We start from the raw sequence: 23,124 nt of genomic DNA, 5'->3' as shown, positions 1-23,124 counted from the left end.
AACGCAATGCAAAGCGGGCTAGGCGTTAAGGCGGCTAGAGTCGCCATCGTGGTGGCGTTGTTTGCGATATGGGAGATCCTGTCGCGAACCGGCATCGTCAATCCGCGCCTGCTTCCTTCCGCCTCCGACACGCTCGCAACGCTTGGCGATCTCCTGCAGCGCGCGAGTGTGCGCAAGGATCTGGCAGTCACAGCCACCGAAGTGGTGACCGCGTTCGCGCTCGCCGTTCCCGTCGGCGCGCTGATCGGCTTCCTGATCGCAGAGAACCGCTATTTTGCGGAAGTAGCAAAGCCGCTGCTGTTCTTCGCGTTCAGCATTCCGAAGTCGATCTTCCTGCCAATGTTCATCCTGGTGTTCGGGGTCGGCTTCTCGCAGAAGGTCGGCTTCGGCTTCTTCTCGACGATATTCATTGTGATCATGTCGACCACGACGGCGGTGGAGTCGGTCAAGGTCGAACATCTCACCGTCGCCCGCTCCTATGGCGCGACGCCGATGCAGACCGCGTTCCGCGTCTACCTGCCGAGCATGCTTCCGGTTCTGCTGGAGGCGCTGCGGATCTCCATGATTTTCAATCTCACCGGCGTCATCCTCGCCGAAATGTACGCCTCGCGCGACGGCATCGGACACCAGATCGCGACCTGGGGCGAGAACTTCCAGATGAAGCAGTTGCTGGCCGGCGTGGTGATGATTGCCGCGATCGCCATTGCTTTCAACGAACTGGTCAGATGGGTGGAAGCACGATGCAGCCATTGGCGAACATAGCCCCGCTGAAGCCGGCCGGCGCGATCGAGGTCCGCAATGTCGGGCAGGTCTTCAAGACCACGACGCAGGACGTCGTCGCGCTCGACAACGTCTCGCTCGACGTCAAGCCCGGCCGCTTCGTCGTGCTGGTCGGCCCGAGCGGCTGCGGCAAATCCACGCTTCTGATGATGATGGCGGGCCTGCGCCAGCAGACCTCGGGCACCATCACCATCAGCGGCGCACCGATCCCGGAGCCGGACCCGAACCGGGTCGGCGTGGTGTTTCAAGAAGCCAGCCTGTTTCCCTGGCTGACGGCGGAAGAAAATGTCGAGTTCCCACTGGCACTGCGCGGTATCAGCAAGAACGATCGCCGCGCCAGGGCGCAGGAGGCGCTGAAGCTGGTCGGCCTCGACGGCTTCGGCAAGCGCCATCCGCATGAGTTGTCCGGCGGCATGAAGCAGCGCGTCTCGATCGCGCGCGGGCTGGTGCAGGACCCGCCGGTGCTGCTGATGGACGAGCCGTTCGCCGCGCTCGACGAACAGACCCGCATGACCATGGGCGACGAGCTGCTGCGGATCTGGGCGGCGACGGGCAAGACGGTGGTATTCGTGACCCATAGCCTGACGGAAGCGGTCTATCTCGCCGATGAGGTGATCGTGATGTCGCCGCGGCCGGGCCGCATCGTCGATCACTTGCAGGTCCCCCTGCCCCGCCCGCGCACCTACGAGATGCTGAGCGGTGATGCCTTCGGTAGCCTGCGCGATCGCATCTGGCGCCATATCCGCAAATCGGCATGAGGCTGGCATGAGCGCGGCGTCCGTTCGCAGATTGATCGTGATCGGCCTGATCGCGCTGTGGGAAATCCTGCCGCGCATGGGCTTCATTCCGGAATTGTTCCTGCCGTCCCTGTCTTCAACCCTGGCAGCCGGCTGGAACGAGGCGGGCGAATACGCTCATGCCCTGGCCGTGACGCTCTACGAGGTCGCGATCTCGATGGCATTCGCCTGCGGCGGCGGCATTTTGCTGGGCGCCGTCGTCGGCAGCCTGCCGCGGCCGCGCATCCTGATCATGCCGATGGTTTCGAGCCTGTATGCGGTGCCGCTGGTCATCCTTTATCCGGTGTTCACCGTCTGGCTCGGCATCGGATCGGAATCCAAGATCGCCTTCGCCTCGATCTACGGCTTCCTGCCGACGATGCTGGCGACGGCGGCCGGCATCCAGACTATCGATCCGCAATTGCTGCTAGCCGCCCGCAGCATGGGCGCGACGCTGAGCCAGCGGCTGGTTCGCGTGATTATTCCGGCGGCAATTCCGACCGTGCTCTCAGGGCTGCGCGTTGGCGGTGCGCTCGTCATCGTCGGTGTCGTCGTGTCGGAAATGCTGATCTCGTCCGCCGGCATCGGCTATTTGATTTCACGCTACCGCACCATCCTCGATAGCCCGCACGTGTTTGCCGGCGTTCTCCTGGTTCTGGCGATGGCGGTCGCCTTCAACGCTGCGATCAAATGGATCGAGGGCAAGGCGGCGATCTGGCAAACCGGTACCCGCGCCGGGCAGAGCGCTGAAGAAATCGCACCGGCCGCCCTGCAGCCGGCGACCTGACGGAGTGGTGGCGTGTTCGACCTGACGCTGACATTCGACAATGGTCCCGAGCCCGGCGTAACGCCGCACGTGCTCGATATCTTGCGCGAGCGCGACATCAAGACGACCTTTTTCGTGATCGGCGAAAAGCTCGGCGATGGCGAACGTCGCAAGCTGGCGGAGCGGGCGCATGGAGAAGGTCACTGGATCGGCAACCATACTTTCACGCACTCTGTGCCGCTCGGACAGCAACGCGCAGCCGATACGGCGCAAAACGAGATCGGCCGGACGCAGGCCGCGATTGGCGACCTCGCGCATGCCAATCGCTGGTTCCGGCCGTTCGGCGGTGGCGGCAATCTCGACGAACGGCTCCTGAAGCCATCCGTGGTCGATTACCTCACGCGTGACAAATATAGCTGCGTGCTCTGGAACACGATCCCGCGCGACTGGGACGATCCAACCGGCTGGGCCGACCGGGCGCTGAAGCAGTGCCGGTCGCGGCCATGGAGCCTGATGGTTCTGCACGACCTTCCGAGCGGCGCAATGGACCACCTCGAACGCTTTGTCGACCGCGCCGAGAAAGCCGGCGCGCGCTTCCGCCAGGACTTTCCGCCCGATTGCGTTCCGATCCGCTCCGGCGAAATCGTATGCCCCATCGAATCCTATGTTTCCTCCATCGAAGAGAGTGCCAAATAATGAAGATCGCGAGTTTCAAGGCAGGTCAGACCGCAACCTACGGCCTGGTGGCAGACGCCGGCATCATCGACGCCGGCAAGCGGCTGAAGCAGTGGCCGACCCTGAAGGCACTGCTCACGAACGGATCGCTCGACGCCCTGAAGGCGCTGCAAAGCGAACGTCCCGACTACGCGCTGGCCGAAATCGAACTGCTGCCGACGGTGCCTGATCCCGACAAGATCTTCTGCATCGGCGTGAACTACGCCACGCACCTCGCTGAAAGCGGTCATCCCACCCCGCCGCACCCGATGATCTTCACCCGCTTTGCCAACAGCCAGGTCGGCGGCGGCCAGCCGATGATCCGGCCACTGGAATCAGAGCGCTTCGATTACGAGGGTGAGATGGCCGTCATCATCGGCAAGGCCGGCCGTCGCATTTCGCGCGAGGCGGCGCTCGCCCATGTCGCGGGCTATGCCTGCTACAATGACGGCAGCATCCGTGACTGGCAGCGCCACACCTCGCAATTCGCGCCCGGCAAGAATTTTGTCGGCACCGGCGCGTTCGGCCCATGGATGGTCACGACGGACGAAATTCCAGATATCAGCCAGCAGACGATTGCGACCCGCCTCAACGGCGTTGAGGTACAGGCCGCACCGATCTCGGACCTCGTCTTCGACGTCCCTGCCCTGATCGCCTATTGTTCGACCTTTACCGAGCTCGTTCCCGGCGACGTCATCGTCACCGGGACCACCGGTGGTGTCGGCGCCTACCGCACGCCGCCGCTCTGGATGAAGGATGACGACGTGGTGGAGGTCGAGATTTCCGGCATCGGCGTGCTGCGCAATCCGGTCAAGGACGAGGCCGCGATGACGGCGACACGCGCGGCCTAAGAATTGAGAACGCAAGAGCAAGGAGACAGCCATGAACCTGCCAAAGCATCTGCTGCCGACCACCGTCGTCGGCAGCTATCCGCAGCCGGAATGGCTGGTCGATCGCGCGATGCTGTCGAAGGTGGTGCCGCGCACGCGCATGCATGCGATGTGGCGGCTGCCCGCCGAACATCTGGAGGAGGCGCAGGACGACGCCACCATCGTTGCCATCAGGGATATGGAGCGCGCCGGGATCGACATCGTGACCGATGGCGAAATCCGCCGCGAAAGCTATTCCAACCGCTTTGCTACCGCACTTGAGGGCGTCAACGACGAAAATCCCGCCATCATTACCTCGCGTAGCGGGCATCAGACGCCCGTCCCACGTGTCGTAGGTCCAGTGAAACGCCGCGGCCCGATCGAGCTGCACGACATGGAATTTCTGCGCCAAAATACCGATCGCGCGGCCAAGATCACCCTGCCGGGCCCGTTCACGATGAGCCAGCAGGCGAAGAACGAGTACTACAAGGACGACGAGGAGCTCGCGATGGCTTTTGCCGAAGCCGTCAACGCCGAGGCGCTCGACCTGCAGCAGGCCGGTGCCGACGTGATCCAGCTCGACGAACCCTGGGTGCGCAACAACCCCGACCTCGCCCGCCGCTATGCCGTGAAGGCGATCAACCGTGCCTTGCAGGGCATCACCGTGCCGACCGTGGTGCATCTCTGTTTTGGTTATGCTGCGGTCGTGCCGGGCTCGACCAAGCCGGCCGGCTATTCCTTTCTCGCCGAACTCGCCGACACCAAGGCCGAGCAGATTTCGATCGAGGCGGCTCAGCCGAAGCTCGATCTCGGTGTGCTCAAGGATCTGTCGTCGAAGAAGATCATGCTGGGCGTGCTCGACCTCGGCAATCCCGAGATCGAACCGGCGGAGGTCGTGGCAGGCCGCATTCGCAATGGCCTGAAGCACGTCGCGGCCGATCGCCTGGTCGTCGCGCCCGATTGCGGCATGAAATACCTGCCGCGCCACGTCGCGTTCGGCAAGCTGAAGGCGATGTGCGACGCGGCAGCGATCGTCCGCAAGCAGATCAGCTAAGCGGCTCGCCGCGCAGCCACGCCGCGCCGCGCGCATACAAGGCCTCGACTTCGGGCCCTTTCAGGCCCGGCATGTCGCGCTTGACGGCGTAACCGATGCGGGTCTGCAAATAAGCGAGGTGGCGGTAGCCCGGCGGAAACTGCTCGAGCAGCGCCTTGTCGAGGACAGGCGTCGCGCCGGGCGTGACCGGGTCCATGCGATCCTTCTCGTAGATCGGCTGGCGCAGCACGATGCCCCAGCGGCCGTCGCGTTTTTCGAGGAAATCGTAGAACCGGCCGGTGCAGAGCACGTCGCACAGCACGCCTTCGACCTCGGCGCGCTGTGAGATCGTCATCTTGGTCTGCGAGATGGAGCGAGGTCCTGCGAGATCGACCGAAATGCCGCCGAGGAAATGCAGGATGCTGACGCCCTTGGCCCAGGCCTGTTTGCTGATCTCGATGAACTCGTCGCCGGTGCCCTGCGTCCAGGTCGCCATCATGCGGCCGTCCGGGTGCCAGACGGTGCGAAAACGCTCCCAGTCGCCGGCATCGCGCCAGACCGCCCAGTTCTGCAACAGTTCCCGTATCAGGCGATCATCTTCAATCTCGGCGTGGCTAGCGGGCATGCGGACGTTTCCTTGATAAATCTCTCAAGCGCCGAGAAGGCATAGCCGCGCCCGCGTCCGCTGCCAAGGCAAGCAAATCGGAAGTTGGCCGATAGCGTCGCGGCTTCACAACAGCTTGGCGCGAACGAACAGTGCACGCAGTGCGTTGGTCGCCTGTACGGTCAGCATCGCATTATCAGCAGCACGTTGCAGCGTATTGACCGCGTCCGCATGCAGCGCGCGGAATTCGATCCATTCGATCGATGAGAGATTGGTGATGAAGCGATAGGCCTGGCCGACGGTGGCAATCGATACCGTCTGGCCGTTCAGGTTGATCTTGAAAACCGCACGCAGCGGCGTGTCGGAATCCGAAGCGTCGCCTGCGACGACCCTCATGACGGAGATGGTGAACGCCGCGACGCGGTCAGGCCTTCGCGCAGGCTCGGCACCACGACGAGCCGCTTGACCTCGCCGTTCCGATACGCCTGCAGGAATCTGTCGTAATCCTTGATCGAAACGCAGCCGTTGGAATCGCCGTTGGGCCCGAGCAGGTAGCTGTGCACGAGCAGGCCGTTTCGCCCGTGCATTTCGTTTTCACCCACCGGCGTCATGCGCAGCGCCGCGACACCATGAAACAGTTTCTCGCGCGGCTTCAAATCATAGACGTTCGGCGGCGTCGCGCCGACCATGCGCTGGTCGACATGTGCCGGATTGTCCATCAGGCTGCCCAGCCCTGAATGCGCCTCAAGCCTGGTGCCATTGGGCAAATACACCGTACGCGCCGAAATATCGTAGACGGCGGTCTGACCGTCATAGCCAAGCGCCGTCAGATCCTTTCGCTCGCCGAGCAGCCCGTCACCCGGCGTCAGCGACGCCAGCGAGAAGCGCATCGGCACCAGATCAGCCAGCTTGTCGAACATCGTGCGGTTGTCGGACGAGACGGTCGGCGGATCGCTCCGCATCGGCTGAAGATTAGCCAGTACCGGGCGTGATCTCGGCAGCGGGATTGCCACTTCGACCGTCGGGGCGGGCGCCGGGGGCGTATCGCTCTGCGCCTCACGCAATTGCCAGCCCCCTAGCTGGCTTTCAATGTGGCCGAACTCCGCATCAAAATCCGCGCGTTGCGAACGGGCGGCCGGCCGCCAGGGGTAGCTCATGGCCAGCGAACGGCGCGCCGAGCTCGGACCAAAGCGCTCGTCGAACGAGGGCGTGGGGCCGACATTAGCGGACGCTGGGTTAATCCAACCGGCCAGATCGAAATCGGTCACCCAGACAGCCAGCCCCAATGCCATGCCGAGCGCCGCGGTGCCGAACGCCGCCTCGCGGAGCAATCGGCTACCACGGCTCGAAGCAAGCCCGCCTGCGCTGGTCTTCGACCTACCCATCTATCCCCGGCTCGGCGCTATGAGATCACGTCTGATTCCCAGGATTCGCCGAATAACCCCACCATAATGCAAACCAAAGTAAGGCATAATCGAGACGAGCGGAAGCCGTCCACCCGTAGGCGGCCCTTGAACTTTACTCCGCTATCGTTCCGCAGAGCGGAAGTCTCGTCAGGGCTGCAGAACCGGATTGGTATTGGGCACCGGCGCCTGCTCCATTTCGGCATGCTCCGGCAATTTGTCGCCGTGTACGGCGAGCGCCGGCCCGATCCAGATCGGGTCGGCCAGGTGGTCGCGGCGCGGATTGGTCGTATTGGGGTGGACCAGAACGCTCAACTTGCCGTGGTTGAGCATGAGCCAGGGCACCAGCTCGGCGAAGATCTCGCGGGCAAAGGCCACCTGGTACATGGCCTGATCGTGCGGCCCGACCTTGACGTCGTGCCACCTTCCGAGCGTGACTGCGAAGCGCTCGCCGATCCAGGTTCGCAATTGTTCGGCGTCAGCCCGCGTCGTCGCCGGATCGTAATAGATGTGGGCGTGATAGCTGGCGATCTCGCGTAGTGGTCGCGGACCGGTGGTTTTCGGCTCATCCGGCATTCAGGCGCTCCACGCCGCCGTTGCTTTTGAACGGTCGATGATCGCGCCAACCGCCCGCGTGGTCAATGCACAGACGAGAGCGCGTTCAATCACTCCGATCGCTTCTTGCCGCCCTCGAGGACGGTCATCCCGGCGGCGGCGTCGAGGTCGATCTCGGTCGCTATCGTCAGGCGGGCCATCGCACGGTCAATTCGCCTTGCCGAACAGCAACGGTAGCTGGCGCGGGCCACGCACGGTCCCTTCCGACCATGTGACCTTGCCGGCGGGATCGAGCCTGAAATCCGGAATCCGCTTCAGCCATTCCTCGATCGCAACCGTCATTTCCATGCGCGCGAGGTTGGAGCCGACGCAGCGATGAATGCCGAGTCCGAACGCGGCGTGGCGGTTCTCCTTGCGGTCAATCACCACCTTGTCGGCATCAGGGAACATGGCGGGATCGCGGTTGGCAGCCGGGAAGGACAACAGCACCATGTTGCCGGGCTTGACCGGGCAGCCGCTGACGGTCGTCTCCTTCATTACCTCGCGCGCCATCGTCACCGGCGAATAGGCGCGCAACAGTTCTTCCACCGCGAGCGGCATCAGTTCCGGCTCCTTGACCAGGCGCTCGCGATCCGCAGGCGTTTTCGCCAGGTGCCACAGCGAGGAGCCGATCGCGCTCCACGTGGTGTCGATGCCTGCGATCAACAGCAGCCGGAGCGAACCCAGCACGTGCTCGTCCGCCAGCGGGTTTCCGTCCTTGTCCTTTGCCTTCATCAAGGTCGAGATCAGATCGTCGGTCGGCTGCTTCTTCCGCTGCTCGAGGTGGCCGGCGAAATAGCCGGTCATCTCCTTCACCGCCTCCATCAGCGCGTTGTCGTCCTTGATGCCGAGTTCGAGGATGCCATGAATCCACTTGATGAAGAGATCGCCGTCCTTTTCCGGAATGCCCAGCATATGCGCGATGGCGCGCACCGGAACATGCTTGGTGTAGCGCGCGGCGGCATCGCATTTGCCGTCGGCAATAAATTCATCGATCAGCTCGTTGCAGATGGCGCGCACGCGCGGCTCGAGCTTCTTCATCGCGTCCGGCGTGAACGGCGGCAGCAGCAATTGCTTGGCAGGCTTGTGCTCTGGCGGGTCGGACGTGATCGGCGGCGCCTTGGCCGTGATTTCGGGGCGAACGTCGCGCACGATGACGCGCCGGGATGAAAAGTGATCGGTGTCGTAGGCGATTTCCTTCACCGCCTGATAGGTAGTCGGCATGTAGCAGCCGAGAAACCGATCGGTGTGAACGACCGGTGAAGCCGCGCGCAATTTTTCCCAGATCGGAAACGGGTCCTCCGTCCATGCCGGATCGGTGTGGTCGAAATCGTTGATCCAGTCGGTGACCGGGGGGTGTTCGGGCATGATGCTGGCGGAATCGGACATCGGAGCAATCCCTCTCTTGGTTCGTTAAGATCCAGGTGGATTAATCGATTTCGGGACCGGACTATTCCTCGGTCACTTCGATAGCAATCTCGGGACAGTTGCTTTGAGCGAGCCAGGCTTTGTCTTCCAGGCCCGCGGGCACGGAGCCATCGCCGACTTCGTGCGCGTTGCCGAATTCGTCGAGATCGAACAGCTCGGGTGCGAGTGATTTACAGCGCGCGTGCCCCTGGCATTTGTCCTGGTCGACGCGGATTTTCAGCTTTCCGGCCATCAGCGTTTCCCCTTTTTTGCGGCACGCATTTGTCTCGCGCTGCCTTTTCGCGACGCGACGGCATAGACCCGCCGGCGCACCGCGAAGTTATATCATATTACATTCGCGGTGCCGTTGTGCTGTCAAGGCAAAAGTTATAGATCATGGAACCGGATGCCGCTTCGACCCGCACGTAAAGCATTGAATGCCTATCACCATGGGGATCTCCGTGATGCCCTGGTTCAGGCTGCGTTGCACGAGGTCGAGCTTGGCGGTCCCGAAGCGATCAGCATCAGCGCACTTGCCAAGAAACTGGGCGTCTCGCAGCCGGCGCCCTACAAGCATTTTGCAGATCGCGAGTCGCTGCTGACGGCTGTGACGGCCGAAGCATTCCGTCAGTTCAGCGCGATGATGCGTGCGGCAATCGAAAAGCCTTCGAAGCAGTCGAAGCTGTCGCGCTTCGCGCAGCTCACGCTTGATTTTGGCCTCCGCCGCAACGGCATTTATCGCCTGATGTTCGCGTCGCGAACCATGGCATGCGCGCCGAAAGGCAGCGAGCTGCACAGCGCCGCAATGGAGACTTTCGAGCTCCTGGTGGAAGCCCTGGAGGCGCCCGCCGTCGGACTGTTGCGCGAGCGCAGCGCCTTGAAGATCTGGGCCTCGCTGCACGGCGTGGTCATGCTCGCCGAACAGGGCCTGCTCACCGGCCAGGTTGCCCATGTCAGCCGGGAAGAACTGGTCGAGGACATCGTGCGAGAAACAAAGCTCGCGCTGTCGGTCGCCATCGAGAAGGCCGGCAAGGCTGGTTCATGACGGACGGCGAGGACCGTCATGACGACGAAGCCACGGCCGGCAGAGTGACGGCAGGAAACCGTTGGCGTCGGCCTAGGTCAATTTGCCCACAAACCGCAAAAGCGCCACACCTGCTGCGATCGAAACCCGCGCAGCGGCCGCTGCTTGTATTCGCCGCGACCAAATGGTCATCTCGGCTGGAAAGGCGGCGTCGATTGAGCACCATTTGTACCAGATATCCCACGCAACGCGGGCCAGCAAGAAGCGTCGCGCTCGGCGTACTGCTGTCGTTGTGCCTTTCCGGCGCAGCCCTTGGAGAGGACGATGGCGACGACGGGGATACGGCCAAAGCAAGACCGGCGCTGCCGAATTTCTACCTCGATATGAGAACCATCTATTCGACGCTGCCATCTGGTTCGCTCTCGATCGGATTCAGCACGCCTCCATTGTTGTCAACGCTGGCGAATCTTTCCTCGCTCGGAACCCGTACCACGCCTTCCAGCCGCAGCATCTCGGTGGACCTCCCGCTGACGGTCGATGTCAACGATCAACTCTCGATCTATGGCGGCGTCAGCGGCGGCTCCTCGCAGACCGGCACCGGTCCGTGGACTGATTTCGCGATCTTCAGCTTTACCGTCGGGTTCCAGGCCGACATCTATCAGCAGAACGGCGGAATGTTCCCGACCATCACCATCCAGTCCAACGCGACGCGATCGATTTCAGACGCGCCACTGGCCACGACCGCCTACAACACCATCCTCGAAGCGGACTACGCGCTGAACGCGGATGAGACGCGCGGCCTGCTCGCTGGTGCGCAATACGCCAGAATCCTCGTCGATACTCCACTCGCGCACGTCAACCCAGACATCATCGGCTACGTCGGCGGCTATTATCAGTGGGACAACAACTGGAAGCTGACCGGCCGCTTCGGCGTGCAATCCTTCGACGGCGCGCAGCTTCTGAACCTGACGCCATTTCCTGCCTTTACGCAGCCGATCGTGCGGTTCGACCTCGACCGCATGGACGATGACGACAACCGTCTGTTCGGCATCACCGCGCAGATCGCATGGACGCCGAAGCCGTCCTACCAGCTCACGCTGCGAACGCCGCTTTATGCGATCAAGAATTAGCAGCGAAGCCGCGGCAGGAACGCAGGCCGATCTTCCAGCAACAGGCGTTTGATCGGCCAGCACCGGCCGACGTTCGGGCCATTCTCAAGCGGGGTGAGATTCTCGTACGGCCGCACTGCGCAGCAGCTTGCTGATCTCCGGCTTGCAGGCGCCGCAATTGGTGCCGGCCTTCAGGCACCGGCCGACGTCGTCGACGCTGGCCGCCCCTTTGACGATTTCGGCGGATATCTGATGCTGGCCGATGCCGAAGCACGAGCAGACGATCGGTCCGATATCCTGACCGGCATCCACTGGCTGCCCTGTTAGCAGCGACATCCGCGCATTCGGCGCGAGGGCCTGCTCCGCAAACAAGCCGGACAGCCACGACCGCGAGACCAGCTTGTGGTCCGGCGCGATGAACACGCAACCCTCCAGCCTGCCGTCTCGAACGGCGGCGTAGCGGAAGCGGCCGACCTTCGGATCGCGATAGGCGATCCATTCGATGTCGTCATCTCCGACGCGGAGCTGTGCCCGCGCCCAATCGCGCCAGCTCGGCGGCCGCTCGTCGAAGGCGAGTTCCATCCGCCAGCAGGTCCCTGATCGCCCACCGACCCAATAACCCGCGGTGGGGCGCTCTATCTCCTGTCGGCTGAGGATGAAGGCGTGCCATTTCGGCAAGTAAGCTGCCGCCTTGACCGGGGTGTGCTTGGACTCAGGCTGTCCGGAGATCGGATCGATCGCTGGATTGACCAGCGCGTTGGCCCGGCCGTCGCCGGCATACTCGCCGTTCCAATGCATCGGCACGAACACGCAGCCGCGCCGCTGCTCAGCGGTGACGACGACGCGCGCCACCATCTCGCCCCAGGTGCTGGTCAGCCGTGCGAGCCCGCCATTTTCAACGCGGGCTATACGCGCATCGTCGGGATGAAATTCTGCGCAAGGCTCGAAAGCATGCGCCAATAGCCGCGGCGATTTTCCGGTCCGCGTCATCGTATGCCATTGATCGCGAACCCGTCCGGTATTGAGCACCAGCGGATAATCGCGGCTCGTCGCGTTTACCGCAGCACGCGGCGTCACCGGCACGAAACGGGCCTTGCGGTCGGCGGTAAAGAATTCGTTGGTCTCGAACATCCGCGGCGTGCCGGTCGGATATTCCCGCGTCACCGGCCACTGGATCGGAGTAAGCGCATCGTAGGCGCGATCGTCGAGCGTCTTCAGCGCGGACAAATCGAAATCGCGCGTTCCCTCGTTCTCGAAACTGGAAAGCCCGGCATGCTCGCGGAAGATCGCGGCAACGTTCGGATAGTCGAAGCCCGAAAAGCCCATGCGCCGGGCGATATCGCAGACAGTCTCCCAATCAGCCCTGGCAAGGCCAGGCGCCGGCAGGAACCGGCGCTGCCGGGAGATGCGGCGCTCCGAGTTGGTGACGGTGCCGTCCTTTTCGCCCCAGGTGAGCGCAGGCAGCAATACATGGGCATGACGCGTGGTGTCGGTATGGCGCATGCAATCGGAGACGACAACGAGCTCGCAAGAATCGAGCGCGCGGCGCACGCGATCGGCATCCGGCAGGCTGACCAGCGGATTGGTGGACATGATCCAGACCGCCTTGATGCGCCGGTCGGCGATCGCGTCGAACATGTCGATGGCCTTGAGGCCCTGCTTGTCAGCGACAACGGGCGACTGCCAGAACCGCTGGACGATGTCGCGGTGCTTCGGGTTCTCGATCTCCATATGGGCGGCAAGCTGATTGGCCAGCCCGCCGACTTCCCGGCCACCCATGGCGTTGGGTTGCCCGGTCAGCGAGAACGGCCCCATGCCGGGTCGACCGATCCGACCGGTCAACAAATGGCAATTGATGATCGAATTGACTTTATCGACGCCGCTGCTCGACTGGTTGATGCCCTGCGAATACAGCGTGACGACCCGTTCGGTCCTGGCAAACCAGTCGAAGAACAACGCCACGGCGCCCTCGGACAGGCCGCAGACATCGGCCGTCTGCGCGACCGTCTGGCCGGCGACTTGTTGAAGCGCCGCTTCGGCGCCGGAGGTGAAACCCTCCACGAAGGCGCGGTCGATGGCGTTACGCGATGCAAGATGCGCGAGCAATCCGTTGAACAGCACCGAATCGCTGCCCGAGCGAAGCGGCAGGTGCAGATCGGCGCCGTCACATGTCGCGGTCCGCCGCGGATCGATCACGACGATCCGGCACGCGGGGTTGCTGGCCTTGGCGGCGGTCATGCGCTGGTAGAGGATCGGATGGCACCAAGCGGCGTTGGAGCCGACGAGCACCAGCAGATCGGCGGTTTCGAGATCCTCGTAACAGCCCGGAACGGTGTCGCTGCCAAATGCGCGCTTGTGGCCCGCCACGCTCGACGCCATGCACAGCCGCGAGTTGGTATCGATGTTGGCGGTACCGATAAAGCCCTTGGCAAGCTTGTTGATGACGTAATAATCCTCGGTCAGGATTTGGCCGGAGACATAGAAGGCGACCGAATCCGGCCCATGCTCGCAGACGATTCTGCCGAATCCCTGCGCGACATAATCGAGCGCCGCATCCCAGTCCGTTTCCTGCCCGTTGACCACGGGCGCAAGCAACCTTCCCTCGAGGCCGATGGTTTCGGCGAGTGCCGAGCCTTTCGCACACAGCCGTCCGAAATTGGCGGGATGAAGCGGATCGCCGCGGACGGTCACCGTGCCGGCGGCATTCCTGTCAGCGATGACGCCGCAGCCGACGCCGCAATACGGACAGGTTGTCTTCACGGGCACGGGCGATCACCCTCACTCGGCAGGCACTGTCGCTGCCGTCTGGACGCAAAGCCAGACGATGCCGTTCTCCACTTTGGTCGGGTGCGCGCGCGTGCATCCCTCGTCCGGCGCAACTGCCATGCCGCTCCTGAGTTCGATGACAAAATTGTGCAGCGGACAGGTGACGCGCTTGTTGTGGACGATGCCCTGCGACAGCGGCCCGCCCTTGTGCGGGCAGCGATCGTCGAGCGCGAACACTTCGTCCTCGCTGGTCCGGAATACCGCGATGTTTCCGGAGGCCGTCCGCACGACACGCGAGCCGAGAACGGGAATATCGTTCAGCGCTCCGATTTCAATCCATTTCGTCATACGAGTTCCAGCTCCGCCAGCGGGGTGAATTCATTGCGGTCGACACCGCGCTCGGCACGCGCCGCCCAGGGATCGCTCTGAGAGAATTGCTGCGAATAGGCAAAGCGGCTGAACAACGCTTTGCGGTTGGCGACGTCGTCGACCACCTGCTTGCGGATGGCGTCGAGACCGACCCGGTCGCACCACTTGTACATGCGCTCCAGATACCAGCCCTGTTCGCGATAGAGCTGCGTCAGCGCGGCGATGATTTCGAGCGTCTCCTCCTCCGTCGCCACCTTGGCCAGGAACTCGGTCCCCTTGATGTGAAGACCGGCGGCGCCGGCGAAATGAATCTCGTAACCGGAATCGACGCAGACGACGCCGACATCCTTGCAGGTCGCTTCCGCGCAGTTGCGCGGGCAACCGGACACCGCGAGCTTTACCTTGGCCGGCGTCCATGAGCCCCACATGAACTTTTCGAGTTTGATGCCGAGGCCGGTCGAATCCTGCGTACCGAAGCGGCACCATTCGGATCCGACGCAGGTCTTCACCGTGCGCAGCCCCTTGGCATAGGCGTGGCCCGATACCATCCCGGCCTTGTTGAGGTCGCCCCAGACCGCGGGCAGATCCTCCTTCTTCACGCCGAGAAGATCGATGCGCTGTCCGCCGGTCACCTTGACGGTCGGAATCTTGAACTTGTCCGCAACGTCGGCGATGGCGCGCAATTCGTTCGGCGTCGTGACGCCGCCCCACATCCGCGGCACGACCGAATACGTTCCGTCCTTCTGGATGTTGGCGTGGACGCGCTCGTTGATATAGCGCGACTGCTGATCGTCGCGATATTCGCCGGGCCAGGTGGCGAGCAGATAATAGTTCAGGGCGGGCCGGCAGGAGTGGCATCCGTTCGGCGTCTTCCAGTCCATGAACTTCATGACGTCGGGGATGGTCTTCAATCCATTCTCGACGATGACGCGGCGGGCGTCATCATGGCTGTGATCGGTGCAGGCGCAGATCGGCTTGACCTTCGGGGCTGCCGAATAATCGCCGCCGAGCGTGAATGCGAGCACCTGCTCGACCAGACCGGTACATGAACCGCACGACGACGACGCCTTGGTGTGGGCACGCACGTCGTCGATCGTGAACAGCTTCTTCTCGCTGATCGCCTTGACGATCGTGCCCTTGCAGACGCCGTTGCATCCGCAGATTTCAGTCTCGTCGCTCATGGCGGCGACCGAGTTCTTGCCGCTATGGCCGCCATCGCCGAGATTGGCGGCGCCGAACACCAGCCGCTCGCGCATGTGCGAAACGTCGGTGCCGTCGCGCAGATGCTGGAAGTACCAGGGGCCGTCGACGGTGTCGCCGTAGAGCACGGCACCGACGATCTTCTTGTCGCGCAGAATGATCCGCTTGTAGACGCCGCGCGAGGCGTCCTGCATCACGATCTCTTCCTTGTCTGCGCCCGGCGCGAAATCGCCGGCGGAGAACAGATCGATTCCGGTTACCTTCAGCTTGGTCGAAACGACCGAGCCGTCGTAGCTGGCGAAGCCTTTCATGGCGAGGTGGTTGGCGCAAACCTTCGCCTGGTCGAACAGAGGAGCCACCAGACCATAGGTCTGACGCCGGTGCTGCACGCATTCGCCGACGGCATAGATGCGCCCGTCGTAGGTCTGCATAGTGTCGGAAACAACGATGCCGCGTTCGCAATAGAGGCCGGCCTTGCGCGCCAGCTCGACATTCGGGCGGATGCCGACCGCCATTACGACCAGGTCGGCCGGGATCTCCTCGCCATCGGCGAAGCGCACGCCGGTCACGCGATCCGTACCCAGGATCGCCTCCGTCTGCGCCGGCATCTTGAAAACCATGCCGCGCTCTTCCAGCGACTTGCGCAGCAAGCCACCTGCGACCTGATCGAGCTGACGCTCCATCAGCGTGTCGAGCAGATGCACGACGGTGACGTTCATGCCGCGCTTCATCAGCCCGTTGGCGGCCTCGAGGCCGAGCAAACCACCGCCGATCACGACGGCATTCTTGTAGCTCGTCGACGCCTGCACCATGTGCTCGACGTCCTGAATGTCGCGAAAGCCAATGACGCCCGGGAGGTCCTTACCCGGAAGCGGCAACATGATCGGGTTCGAGCCGGTGGCGATCAGCAGGCGATCATAAGGCACCCGCGCGCCTTCTCTCGTCACGACTTCACATGTACGCCGATCGATCATCTCGATCATCTCGCCCTTGCGCAGCGTGATACTGTTATCGTCGTACCACTGCTCCGGGTTGAGCATGATGTCGTCGACGGTCTTCTCGCCGGCAAGCACGGGCGACAGAAGAATCCGGTTGTAGTTGCCGTATGGCTCGGAGCCGAACACGGTGATGTCATAAAGATCGGGCGCGCGGTCCAGCAGCAATTCCACCGTGCGAATGCCGGCCATGCCGTTGCCGATCACCACCAATTTTGGCTTGTTCACTTTATTGAGCATGATCTGCCTTCTGATCCAGGTTCCGATGGTCCCGCTCGGCGATGCAGCCCTGCATCGTCCGATCGGCAAGTGGTATTGATGATTGGGAGCGCCCATCGGCGGGCAGAGACTCGTCGACTATGACGATCGAGATTTTACGTATTCAAGAGACGTGCCAACACGGGATCTGTAATTTTTCGGGATGCAGCGCCGGAGTTCGGCCGAAGGATTGTTAGTTGGCGGGCATCTGCACGTTCACGGATGCCCAAAAATCACCCACACGGGCTATCCATTGTGCAGAGCACCAATGCTTAACCATGGTCCGGCATCTACCTGCCCGCGGAACCGGCACTACAAGGGAATGAGGCTATTCCGGCGCGTTTTTCCATCGGTCCGCGGCGCAGCATAATAAAACACCATACTGCACGCCCGAACGGCTGCTTTTGCCAACAAACGGAGCAGCCACCGCATTTGGGCGGTTCCTGCACGCTTGGCAAAGTACTGCAAATGCTTGCGAAGTGGCGCGCTCGTGTCTCTGGCACACGAATTGCTGACGTCGAAATCAGAGTGCGCCTCAACGGCGAGGACGGCTCGCTTCCCAAAACTCATCCCTTTGTGCCGAGATTGCCGTGCGCCACGCGCGGTATCACGCGCCGATGCTCGAGGCTGCTCGATGAAGTTTGCTGAATTCAAGAAGGCCGGCCATTGGCCCACGCTGCTCGCCGCCTTTCTCTATTTCGACATAAGCTTCATGGCTTGGGTCGCGCTTGGTCCGTTGATCGTCTACATCGTCCGCGACATGAACCTTGCCGTCGACGAGAAGTTCACGCTCGTCGCCATTCCGGTTCTCGCCGGCGCACTGCTGCGGGTGCCGATGGGCCTGCTCGCCGATCTGTTCGGCGCCAAGCGGACCGGAATTGTCGCGCAACTCGTCGTCATCGCCGCGACGGCCTGGGTTTGCTATTACGGACTTCCGAGCAAGCTCTCGGTGGAGATATTCGGCCTTGCGCTCGGCATCGGCGGCGCCTCGTTCGCGGTGGCGCTGCCGCAGGCGAGCCGCTGGTATCCGCCGCAGTATCAGGGCGTGGTGATGGGGATCGCCGGCGCCGGCAATATGGGCGTCGTGCTCGACACGATGTTCGCGCCGTCAATCGCCGAGCATTGGGGCTGGCAAGCCGTGTTCGGCGTGCTGCTCGTGCCGATGGTGCTGATCCTCGCCTACTACGCCTATGCCGCCAAGGATGCGCCCGGCGAGCGGAAGCCGGTTTCGCTGAGGGCTTACGGCACGTTGCTGCGCGATCCCGACAGCCGCTGGTTCATGTTCTTCTACTTCATCACGTTCGGCGGTTTCGTCGGACTGGCCAACGCGCTGCCGCTATATTTCACCGTGCAGTATCATGTGTCGGGCGTCGCGGCAGGCCTGCTGGTTTCCTTGATCGTCGCTTTCGGCTCGGGTTTCCGCCCGGTCGGCGGACTGATCGCCGACCGCATCGGCGGCATCCGCTCCCTGTCGATATTCTTTGGCGTCGTCGTGGCGGCATATCTCGTCATCGCCTTGATGCCGGAGGGACCGGCTGCCCCGGCGCCGGCGGGCTGGGCGCTCACTGAGATGCCGCGGATCGCCTGGATGTCGGTACTCTTGTTCTCGATCGGAGTTCTCGCGCTCGGCATGGGCAATGGCGCCGTATTCCAGCTCATCCCGCTCCGCTTCCGGCAGGAGATCGGCCTGATGACCGGCATGGTCGGATGCGCCGGCGGCATCGGCGGCTTCTTCCTTGCCAAGGCGCTCGGCATCGCCAAGGGAATGACCGGCGGCTTCGGCGCGGGCTTCGTGTTTTTCGGCCTGCTGGCGTTGCTTGGCTTTCTCGGACTTGCCATGGTCAAGGTGCGCTGGCGCACCACATGGGGCGCCGTTTCGGGAGCGCGGGTCTGACGACACGCGCAGCTAATCTGAGGCCGCGCGGGTGACGATCGGTTCGCAACGAAATCTCGGGGTTCGCGCCGGCTTCGTCAGCGAGACCGGCAAGCGCTCCGCCAATGAGGATTATGTCGGGACCTGCCTCGGCCGGTCCGGTGTGACCAACCGCGACATTGTCGCCGCCGTCGCCGATGGCGTCGGCGGACACAAGGGCGGGCGCGAGGCCGCCGAACTCGCGGTGCGCTGCTTCATCGATGCCTATTATTCCCTTCCTGAAACGCTCGGCGTGCGCCGCCGGGCATCGCGTTCGCTGGAAGCCGCCAACAGCTGGATCTACACGCAAGGCCGCACCGATCCGCGGCTCAGCGGCATGAGCTGCGCCTTTACCTCGATCATCCTGTCGCGGCGGCTTTGCCACGTCATTCACATCGGCGACACCCGCGCCTATCGCCTGAGCGAGGGACGGCTGGAGCGGCTGACCACGGACCACATCGCCGGACGCGGCGATCTCGCGCATCTGCTCAACCGCGCCATCGGCTTCGAGGACTTCGCGCGTTTCGACTATGCGACCGTAGGCCTGCGCCAGCACGACAGGCTTCTGATCTGCAGCGACGGCGTTCATGGCGTGCTCGCCGATCACCGCCTGCAGCAATTGTTGAGCGAACGCACCTCGCCGGAGGAATCCGCCCGCGCACTGGCCGACGCGGCGCTAGATGCCGGGTCCACCGACAACATGACCGCGCTGGTGCTCGATGTCGTCGACCTGCCGCCCGCGGACCGCGACGAGCTTACCCACTCGATTGCCACGCTTCAGATCCTGGATCTGCCCGAGACGGGCGATGTCATCGACGATTTCACGCTCGGTGAAATACTATCCGATGGCCGCTACAGCCGGCTGTTCAAGGCGGTCGACAAGCGGCAGGGCCGCGAGGTCGTCCTGAAATTTCCGCATCCGCGCGTCGCCAGCGAAGGCTCCTATCGCCTCGCCTTTGTCCGCGAGGCGTGGGTCGCGGCGCGCGTGCGCAGCCTGTGGATCGGCGAGATCATCGAACTGCCGGCCGAACGGCAGACCCGGCTCTACTCGGTGATGCCGCTTTACGAAGGCGAGACGCTGGAACAGCGGCTCGGCCGACCGCCGCAGCTTTCGCTGGCCGAGGGCATCGGGATCGCGACCAAGCTGGCGCGTGCGGTTGCGACGCTGCACCGGGCCGGCATCATCCATCGCGACATCAAGCCCGACAACGTGATCTTGCTAAAGGCCGGTGGATTGCGGCTGGTCGATCTCGGCGTCGCGCGCGTGCCGTTGCTCGAGGATTTCCCCGCCGAGGATATTCCGGGTACGCCGAGCTACATGGCGCCTGAGTTGTTCGGGGGCCGGCCGGGCGATGAGTTCTCGGATCTATACGCGCTCGGCGTCACCGTCTACCGGATGTTCACCGCCGCCTATCCCTATGGCGAGATCGAACCGTTCTCGCGGCCCCGCTTCGGCAAGCCCGCCTATCTCACGCGCTATCGGCCCGACCTGCCGGCCTGGCTGGACGCGGTCATCGGCAAGGCGCTGCACGTCGATCCGGCGCAGCGCTATGGCGACGTCATCGAGTTCTCGCACGAGCTCGAGAACGGCGCGATGTGGGCAAAGCCGGCCGTCACGTCGCGCCGCTCGCTCTATGAGCGCGATCCGCTCGTATTCTGGAAGAGCCTTTCCGCAGGACTGGTCGTGCTCGTGATCCTGCTTCTCGCATGGATCGTAAAAAGCTAGCCCGACGCTCGGGTAGAGCGTCAGGCCATATCATGAGCCAAGCAAATACGTTGGCTTCGCCGCCTGCGTCACACCCCGGTCTGGGTGATGAACTTGGTGTTGAAATAGCCTTCCATCGCCTCGGTGCCGCCCTCCGAGCCGTAGCCGGAATCCTTGACGCCGCCAAACGGGACTTCGGGCAGCGCGAGGCCGAAGCTGTTGATCGAGACCATGCCGGCTTCGATAGCGGCGCCGATCGCGGTCGCCGTCTTGGTCGAGCTGGTGAAGGCATAGGACGCAAGACCGAACGGCAAGCGGTTGGCTTCCTCGGCCACCTCGTCGAAAGTGGAGAACCGCGAGATCAGCGCCAGCGGGCCGAACGGCTCCTCATTCATGGCGCGGGCATCTTTCGGCACATCGCTGACGACCGTCGGCTCGAAGAAGTAGCCCTTGTTGCCGACGCGATGACCGCCGGTCTCGAGCTTGGCGCCCTTGCCCACGGCGTCCTGCACCATGCCTTCGATGGCGGTGACGCGGCGCGGATTGGCGAGCGAGCCCATCTTCGATTCCGGATCGAGGCCATTGCCGACCTTCATCGACTTGGCGCCTTCGACGAACTTGTCGACGAACTCACGGAAAACGTCGTCCTGCACCAGCATCCGCGTCGGCGAGATACAAACCTGGCCGGCATTGCGATACTTCGCCGCCGCCAGGATCTTCGCCGCCGACGTCACGTCTGCATCCTTGAACACGATCGCCGGCGCATGGCCGCCCAGCTCCATGGTCGCGCGCTTCATGTGCAGTCCGGCCAGGGCGGAGAGCTGCTTGCCCACGACGGTCGATCCGGTGAAGGAAATCTTGCGGATCACCGGATGCGGAATGAGATATTCCGAAATCTCCGACGGCACGCCATAGACCAGGTTGATGACGCCGTCAGGCACGCCGGCATCGACGAATGCCTTGATCAGTTGCGCGGGCGACGCCGGGGTTTCCTCGGGCGCCTTGACAATGATCGAGCAGCCGGCCGCAAGACCTGCGGAGAGTTTGCGGACCACCTGGTTGATCGGGAAATTCCAAGGCGTGAACGCCGCGACCGGGCCCACCGGCTCCTTGACCGCGATCTGATAGATGCCTGGACCGCGCGCCGGGATTACCCGGCCATAGGCCCGCTTGGCCTCCTCGGCGAACCACTCGATGACGTCGGCGGCAGCCATGGCTTCCATCTTGGCCTCGGCCAGCGTCTTGCCCTGCTCCATGGTCAATAGCGGCGCGATCTCGTCATTGCGCTCGCGCATGATTTGAGCCGCCTTGCGCATGATCCGGCAGCGCTCGAACGGCGCCACCGCCCGCCAGACCTTGAAACCCTTGGCGGCCGCTTCCAGCGCCTCGTCGAGATCGGCGCGGTCGGCATGGGCCACGGTGCCGATCGTTTCCTCGGTGGCCGGATTGAGCACGGCGATGGTCCTGCCCGACTGGCTCGGACGCCATTTGCCGTTGATGAACAGCTGGGTATTCGAATATGCCACGAGTCTTTCTCCCTGAGCTTATTGATCGCCAAATGGCGCGCGGCGGAAATCAGGCGCCTATATGAGGGAAGCACGATCGAATTGCAAAGCCGGTTCAAGTATATGCGGCCGCGCGATCGGCGCATAGCGCCTCCCGCGGCCCGCGTCATTTCCGGTCCCAGATCGGGTTCGGAACTGCGGCTGAGAACGTGTCCACCGTCACCGTCCATTATCCGTCGTCAGCTCGAACGATTTGATCTCGAAATTGCGTGCAAGTGTCACCAGGAAATCAGCGGGAGGGATCGCCCGTTCGGGACGGCTCCACGCCAGCTCGTAGTCTGCCTTGCGGGATTCCGGATTTAAGACGGTGCTTCAGAAACTGTGCATGACAGCGCATGGGCCAAGCAGCCGGGGTATTTCGTCCAGGATGCCCAGGATGGATCAGACATGACGATCACCCGAGCGCGACGCTCTCGCGGAATTGTCACATCGACCCTTTTGAGCGCCCACAGCGTGATCACTGCGAGGATCGTTGCGATCGTGGCAAACCTCTCCTTCATGATCTCAATGGTGAGAAGCATCAGGACCAGGGATTCCATCGAGACCAAGCTGGTGGCGCAGATGGTTTCCGTCGGTTTCACGATCATCGGTTCGCAGAGGCATTAAATGAAACGTGCGGCGAGCCTTGGCAACTTTCTTTGAACCATCGTTGCGATGTTAGTATGTATCTATAAAATCGAATTGAATCGGTTACGGTGAGAGCAGGCTTTTGATCAAGCTCAAGCGAACCAGCGAAGGCGATCCATTGGAATTCGAGGTCACCATCTGCGCTGGAAACGGCGAGACTCGCCATCACGTCACGATAGCAAGAGAGACTTGCGAACGACTAACGATGGGCATGTACACGCCCGAGCGTTGCATCGAGGCAGCATTCCAATTCCTGCTTGATCGCGAGCCTCAGGAATCGATCCTACGGCGTTTCGACATCGCCGTGATCTCCCGTTACTTTTCCGAGTTCGAGCGCGAGTTGCCACGCTACCTCTCTCAATCCTGATAGCTTCGGCAAAAGGGCAGATTTGGTAGCGGGGGAGCGCTACCGCTTCTCCCCACACCAACCAAACTTACGATATCTCATCCAATCCTTCGCATGAGGCAGTTCGGTGGCTCACAGGGACTCAGCTTTGCTTCAGAGAACCCAGACGCGAGTCTAGCCGCGCCGAGGCTAATGTACGAGCCGCGGCTCCATCATGAGCTATGAGTTCCCGACCTGCAGCGACGCGCATCTGCAGGCCGGCCATGCCCCCCCGCAGGGCGCTGGTCAGAGGCCCTCGATCT

The 23,124-nt window shown here is 62.9% G+C and carries 22 protein-coding genes; 11 read left to right on the top strand and 11 right to left on the bottom strand.

Translation table 11 applies throughout. The annotated features are described in order from the left end of the window. The first annotated feature begins 6 nt into the window (after window positions 1-6). From HCN50_RS13965 to HCN50_RS13940, 6 genes are read left to right on the top strand one after another with little or no spacing between them, the layout of a single operon-like run. A complete protein-coding gene (locus HCN50_RS13965; RefSeq protein WP_171710239.1) occupies window positions 7-762 on the top strand; it encodes an ABC transporter permease in 756 nt (251 codons plus the stop codon). Next, window positions 741-1,538: an ABC transporter ATP-binding protein gene (locus tag HCN50_RS13960; RefSeq protein ID WP_235976959.1), complete on the top strand. Its 798-nt coding sequence runs from the start codon at window positions 741-743 to the stop codon at window positions 1,536-1,538. The genes HCN50_RS13965 and HCN50_RS13960 overlap by 22 nt, the downstream gene beginning before the upstream one ends. Before the next feature lie 7 nt (window positions 1,539-1,545). After that, a complete protein-coding gene (locus HCN50_RS13955) occupies window positions 1,546-2,343 on the top strand; it encodes an ABC transporter permease (protein WP_171710237.1) in 798 nt (265 codons plus the stop codon). Between the two features lie 12 nt (window positions 2,344-2,355). Then, complete coding sequence (locus tag HCN50_RS13950; protein ID WP_171710236.1) at window positions 2,356-3,018, top strand: polysaccharide deacetylase family protein; 663 nt, start codon at window positions 2,356-2,358, stop codon at window positions 3,016-3,018. Then, complete coding sequence (locus tag HCN50_RS13945; RefSeq protein WP_171710235.1) at window positions 3,018-3,887, top strand: fumarylacetoacetate hydrolase family protein; 870 nt, start codon at window positions 3,018-3,020, stop codon at window positions 3,885-3,887. The genes HCN50_RS13950 and HCN50_RS13945 overlap by 1 nt, the downstream gene beginning before the upstream one ends. A gap of 31 nt (window positions 3,888-3,918) precedes the next feature. Next, window positions 3,919-4,959 carry a uroporphyrinogen decarboxylase family protein gene (locus HCN50_RS13940; RefSeq protein WP_171710234.1) on the top strand — a complete coding sequence of 347 codons (1,041 nt, stop codon included), beginning with the start codon at window positions 3,919-3,921 and terminating at the stop codon, window positions 4,957-4,959. On the opposite strand, the gene HCN50_RS13935 is transcribed toward HCN50_RS13940, so the two are convergent. The 6 genes from HCN50_RS13935 to HCN50_RS13905 all read right to left on the bottom strand — a co-directional run bounded on the left by HCN50_RS13935 (window position 4,952) and on the right by HCN50_RS13905 (window position 9,199). Further along, entirely contained in the window at window positions 4,952-5,563 is a 612-nt protein-coding gene (locus HCN50_RS13935) for a nuclear transport factor 2 family protein (protein ID WP_171710233.1), read from the bottom strand. The genes HCN50_RS13940 and HCN50_RS13935 overlap by 8 nt on opposite strands. A gap of 105 nt (window positions 5,564-5,668) precedes the next feature. Further along, entirely contained in the window at window positions 5,669-5,938 is a 270-nt protein-coding gene (locus HCN50_RS13930) for a hypothetical protein (protein WP_171710232.1), read from the bottom strand. Next, window positions 5,935-6,927, bottom strand: a complete 993-nt coding sequence (locus HCN50_RS13925) for a DUF2778 domain-containing protein (protein ID WP_171710231.1) — start codon at window positions 6,925-6,927, stop codon at window positions 5,935-5,937. The genes HCN50_RS13930 and HCN50_RS13925 overlap by 4 nt, the downstream gene beginning before the upstream one ends. A gap of 168 nt (window positions 6,928-7,095) precedes the next feature. Further along, window positions 7,096-7,521: a DOPA 4,5-dioxygenase family protein gene (locus HCN50_RS13920; protein ID WP_171710230.1), complete on the bottom strand. Its 426-nt coding sequence runs from the start codon at window positions 7,519-7,521 to the stop codon at window positions 7,096-7,098. Window positions 7,522-7,707: 186 nt separating this feature from the next. Continuing rightward, window positions 7,708-8,928 (bottom strand): cytochrome P450, encoded by a 1,221-nt coding sequence (locus HCN50_RS13910; protein WP_171710229.1) that lies wholly within the window; start codon window positions 8,926-8,928, stop codon window positions 7,708-7,710. Between the two features lie 61 nt (window positions 8,929-8,989). Next, window positions 8,990-9,199 carry a ferredoxin gene (locus HCN50_RS13905; protein WP_057853801.1) on the bottom strand — a complete coding sequence of 70 codons (210 nt, stop codon included), beginning with the start codon at window positions 9,197-9,199 and terminating at the stop codon, window positions 8,990-8,992. A 153-nt stretch (window positions 9,200-9,352) separates the two neighbouring features. Between HCN50_RS13905 and HCN50_RS13900 the strand changes: the two genes are divergently transcribed. Then, window positions 9,353-9,991, top strand: coding sequence for a TetR/AcrR family transcriptional regulator (locus tag HCN50_RS13900; RefSeq protein WP_171710228.1), 639 nt, complete (start codon window positions 9,353-9,355; stop codon window positions 9,989-9,991). Between the two features lie 194 nt (window positions 9,992-10,185). Continuing rightward, complete coding sequence (locus HCN50_RS13895) at window positions 10,186-11,100, top strand: hypothetical protein (RefSeq protein WP_235976958.1); 915 nt, start codon at window positions 10,186-10,188, stop codon at window positions 11,098-11,100. Window positions 11,101-11,184: 84 nt separating this feature from the next. On the opposite strand, the gene HCN50_RS13890 is transcribed toward HCN50_RS13895, so the two are convergent. Genes HCN50_RS13890 through nirB form a run of 3 tightly spaced genes read right to left on the bottom strand, consistent with a single transcriptional unit; the run spans window position 11,185 to window position 16,649 of the window. After that, the gene (locus HCN50_RS13890) at window positions 11,185-13,845 is read right to left on the bottom strand and encodes a nitrate reductase (RefSeq protein ID WP_171710227.1); all 2,661 of its coding nucleotides are present in this window, start codon (window positions 13,843-13,845) and stop codon (window positions 11,185-11,187) included. Between the two features lie 12 nt (window positions 13,846-13,857). After that, a complete protein-coding gene (gene nirD, locus HCN50_RS13885; RefSeq protein ID WP_171710226.1) occupies window positions 13,858-14,193 on the bottom strand; it encodes a nitrite reductase small subunit NirD in 336 nt (111 codons plus the stop codon). Then, window positions 14,190-16,649: a nitrite reductase large subunit NirB gene (nirB, locus tag HCN50_RS13880; RefSeq protein ID WP_171710225.1), complete on the bottom strand. Its 2,460-nt coding sequence runs from the start codon at window positions 16,647-16,649 to the stop codon at window positions 14,190-14,192. The genes nirD and nirB overlap by 4 nt, the downstream gene beginning before the upstream one ends. A 652-nt stretch (window positions 16,650-17,301) precedes the next feature. Here nirB and HCN50_RS13875 point away from each other — a divergent pair. Both HCN50_RS13875 and HCN50_RS34470 read left to right on the top strand, forming a co-directional pair. Further along, entirely contained in the window at window positions 17,302-18,561 is a 1,260-nt protein-coding gene (locus tag HCN50_RS13875; RefSeq protein ID WP_171710224.1) for an MFS transporter, read from the top strand. Between the two features lie 31 nt (window positions 18,562-18,592). After that, window positions 18,593-20,305, top strand: coding sequence for a bifunctional protein-serine/threonine kinase/phosphatase (locus tag HCN50_RS34470; protein ID WP_311968044.1), 1,713 nt, complete (start codon window positions 18,593-18,595; stop codon window positions 20,303-20,305). Between the two features lie 68 nt (window positions 20,306-20,373). On the opposite strand, the gene HCN50_RS13865 is transcribed toward HCN50_RS34470, so the two are convergent. Together HCN50_RS13865 and HCN50_RS13860 are read right to left on the bottom strand one after the other, a co-directional pair. Next, window positions 20,374-21,810, bottom strand: a complete 1,437-nt coding sequence (locus tag HCN50_RS13865) for an NAD-dependent succinate-semialdehyde dehydrogenase (protein ID WP_171710223.1) — start codon at window positions 21,808-21,810, stop codon at window positions 20,374-20,376. Between the two features lie 338 nt (window positions 21,811-22,148). Further along, window positions 22,149-22,436 carry a hypothetical protein gene (locus HCN50_RS13860; RefSeq protein ID WP_171710222.1) on the bottom strand — a complete coding sequence of 96 codons (288 nt, stop codon included), beginning with the start codon at window positions 22,434-22,436 and terminating at the stop codon, window positions 22,149-22,151. A 122-nt stretch (window positions 22,437-22,558) separates the two neighbouring features. Between HCN50_RS13860 and HCN50_RS13855 the strand changes: the two genes are divergently transcribed. Beyond that, window positions 22,559-22,843, top strand: coding sequence for a hypothetical protein (locus HCN50_RS13855; protein WP_171710221.1), 285 nt, complete (start codon window positions 22,559-22,561; stop codon window positions 22,841-22,843). Window positions 22,844-23,124: the final 281 nt, after the last annotated feature.

It is taken from the genome of Bradyrhizobium archetypum (assembly GCF_013114835.1).
GTDB classification, from domain to species: domain Bacteria; phylum Pseudomonadota; class Alphaproteobacteria; order Rhizobiales; family Xanthobacteraceae; genus Bradyrhizobium; species Bradyrhizobium archetypum.
The sequence above is the reverse complement of the archived record's forward strand: the minus strand, read 5'-3'. Positions and strand labels throughout refer to the sequence as shown.